The sequence below is a fragment of the Chrysiogenia bacterium genome, assembly GCA_020434085.1.
Classification (GTDB): domain Bacteria; phylum JAGRBM01; class JAGRBM01; order JAGRBM01; family JAGRBM01; genus JAGRBM01.
This window is the reverse complement of sequence record JAGRBM010000045.1, coordinates 1-2,607: the sequence shown is the minus strand read 5'-3', so window position 1 is coordinate 2,607 and position 2,607 is coordinate 1. Positions and strand designations below refer to the sequence as shown.

3 protein-coding genes are annotated in these 2,607 nt (G+C 59.7%); 2 read left to right on the top strand and 1 reads right to left on the bottom strand.

Annotated features, from left to right (window positions below; translation table 11 throughout):
- Window positions 1–389: 389 nt before the first annotated feature.
- Window positions 390–896 (top strand): hypothetical protein, encoded by a 507-nt coding sequence (locus tag KDH09_01410; GenBank protein ID MCB0218326.1) that lies wholly within the window; start codon window positions 390–392, stop codon window positions 894–896.
- A 54-nt stretch (window positions 897–950) separates the two neighbouring features.
- Here KDH09_01410 and KDH09_01405 read toward each other — a convergent pair whose 3' ends face one another.
- Window positions 951–1,388 carry an SRPBCC family protein gene (locus KDH09_01405; protein MCB0218325.1) on the bottom strand — a complete coding sequence of 146 codons (438 nt, stop codon included), beginning with the start codon at window positions 1,386–1,388 and terminating at the stop codon, window positions 951–953.
- Window positions 1,389–1,676: 288 nt separating this feature from the next.
- Here KDH09_01405 and KDH09_01400 point away from each other — a divergent pair.
- Window positions 1,677–2,607: DEAD/DEAH box helicase family protein (locus KDH09_01400; protein ID MCB0218324.1), on the top strand; the 931-nt coding region annotated here is incomplete at its 3' end.

Below are 2,607 nucleotides of genomic sequence, written 5' to 3'. Positions count from 1 at the left end.
TCGTGGGGCCTTTCGGCCCACTCTTTTCAGTATGGAGATGAACTGTGACCGATCAAGTCACGTGACCCATGATGGTCCACGATGGACCGAAATGACCCGAGATGGACCGCAGAATTTACATCGTCGCAGGAGGCCGACTGACGTGGAATGAATCATTGCGGCGGGAGTTCGTGTGCGTCACGATTCTAAGGGTTTCGCGGAGAGGCGTGCGCCTATGGCGCATGGATGGAACAGATCTGGACGCCGATGCTGTGTTGAGTCACGACTTGACCTCATTCGAGACATTGGAAGCGCATTCGGAAGCACTCACCTGATTCGCTTCATCCTGGGCCCCCACGAGATTTCGTGCAATCTGCAAAATGCACAAAAGTGCTAGAGGCGTGCGAGGTATGCCGATCTATTTCTGGCGATCCGATCTTGCTCTTCGGGTAGGAATTTTCGTACCGATTATTATTGGTGTGGCAGTCGTCATCCCGCTCAGTGTTTCCGCAAACTTCTGGGGTGAGCCAATTGTTGAAAGAGCCAATATGGTGTTTTCTCAGCAAAAATCACTATTGATAATGGTCGAATCTCTGGGCTGCACTCCTCTTGTCGCCATTCGCCAATTTGGTTACCGGCGTTCAATATTAAGCGATATCCCAAATCATAGTCAGCTGAGTTGGAGTTTGTTTGCAGCAGATATACTCCTGTGGTTTATCTTATTGCCTGTAAGCGTATTTGCTACCATTCCACTATTCGCTGGTGTTGAGCCGAATGTCATCCCTTACTCAACATTGCTAAACATAGTGCTCATCATTTTGATTCTCTTACTTGTTGTGGTCATCCGGCGAAAGGTATTCCAGCGTATCAAAATATTGAGATCTGCCGAGGATTGGAAGGCGAGCGGTCTCGCCTAGCTTGCTTTGGACTTTGAGATCAAGCCTCGAGCCAACACGATACTTTCCGCCCCCCTACCCCTCCAGCCTTTCCTTCGCCTGAATGAGCAGCGTCACGAAAGCCGCCTTGAGCTTCTCGGCGGCGTTTCTGGTTGCCGGGCCGCCGATGAGCGGGAGGTTGATCTCGAACCAGGTGTTCCAGTCGATCTCGGTTCCTTCGCCGCGGGGGATGAAGTCCAGGCGGCCGTAATCGTGTTTCATGGGGACCGTGCACTTGCGGATGACGTATTCCTGGCGACGGGGGCGGTCGAAGACGGTGATTTCTTCCTCGAAGGTGAGCGCCGACTTGATCCGGCGAACCGCGCCCAGGCCGTGGCGCTCGCCCTGGCCTTCCCTCAGCATGGTCACCGACTTGATCCCCTCGCCGACGAAGAAGCGGTCGTTGTCGGTGATGAAGTCGAAGACCCGCTCCACGGGGGCGTGGATGTAGCAATTGACGTGGACGTGGTGCATGGGAGTTCCTCCAAGAGTCAGACTTCCGTTTCCCCTCTCCCTTTCAGGGAGAGGGTGCCCGTCAGGGCGGGTGAGGGTGGAAAGTTTGTACCGGCTCGGCACCCTCACCCTCGCTTCGCTCTTCCCTCTCCCTGACAAGGGAGAGGGAAGCAGCGGAGGCAAGCCTACCCTGCGGCGCACCCCCGGCAAATCCCCCCTTTTCATCGGGTCCGCGCGGGGCTATGAGTGTGCCCGCCGCGGGCGCAAACGGCCCCCGCGCGCCCCGCCAGGAGAGTTTTTTTGCCACCCATGCTGATTCCCGGACAAAGAGTCGTCGCCCAGAGTGAGCCCGAACTGGGCCTTGGCATCATCGTAGAGGTCGAGGAAGGCACCATCGACGTGCTCTTCCCGGGCTCGGAGGTTCAGCGCCGCTACTCGGTGCGCACCGCCCCGCTGCGCCGGCTGGTGCTCAGCGTGGGCCAGCGCGCCGCCACCAAGGAAGGCAAGCGCTTTACCGTCGAGAAGATCATCGAAGAAGACGGCCTGTATCGCTACAAGGGCAAGGGCGTCAACATTCTAGAATCCGATCTCCACCACCAGGTGGAGGACCTGGGCGCCATCGACCAGTTCCTCACCGGCGACTGGAGCCCGCGCCGCACCTACGACCTGCGAAAAGAGGGCTGGCGCCTTCGCGCGGAGAATCTCACCCCCGACGTGCGCGGCATCGCCGGCTGCCGGGTCTCGCTGCTGCCCCACCAGCTCTACGTCGCGCGCAGCGTCTCGCGCCGTGAGATGCCGCGCGTGCTGCTCGCCGACGAGGTGGGCCTTGGCAAGACCATCGAGGCGGGCCTGGTATTCGCCTCGCTTCGCGCGCTCGGGCGCGCCTCGCGCGTGCTCATCGTCGTGCCCGAGGCGCTCAAGAACCAGTGGCTCGTCGAGATGTACCGCCGCTTCAACGAGATGTTCACCATGCTCGATGAAGCGCGCGCGGCCGATGAAGAGAAAACCACGGGCGAGTCCGTCTTTCTCTCGGCGCGCCGGGTCATCTGCTCCTTCGAGTTCCTGCTGGGAAATCCCGATCGCCTGAGCGAGGCGACGGCCGAGAACTGGGACCTGCTCATCATCGACGAGGCCCATCACCTGGGCTGGGACGTCGAAGAACCCGACGCCGAGTGGGTGACCGCCAAGCTGCTGAGCGATCACTCGCGCGGCCTGCTGCTGCTCACGACGACGCCGCGCC

What these genes read in the sequence shown, in the direction of transcription:
- KDH09_01410 (MCB0218326.1), top strand. Translation starts at nt 390, where the DNA reads ATGCCGATCTATTTCTGGCGATCCGATCTTGCTCTTCGGGTAGGAATT.
- KDH09_01405 (MCB0218325.1), bottom strand. Translation starts at nt 1,388, where the DNA reads ATGCACCACGTCCACGTCAATTGCTACATCCACGCCCCCGTGGAGCGG.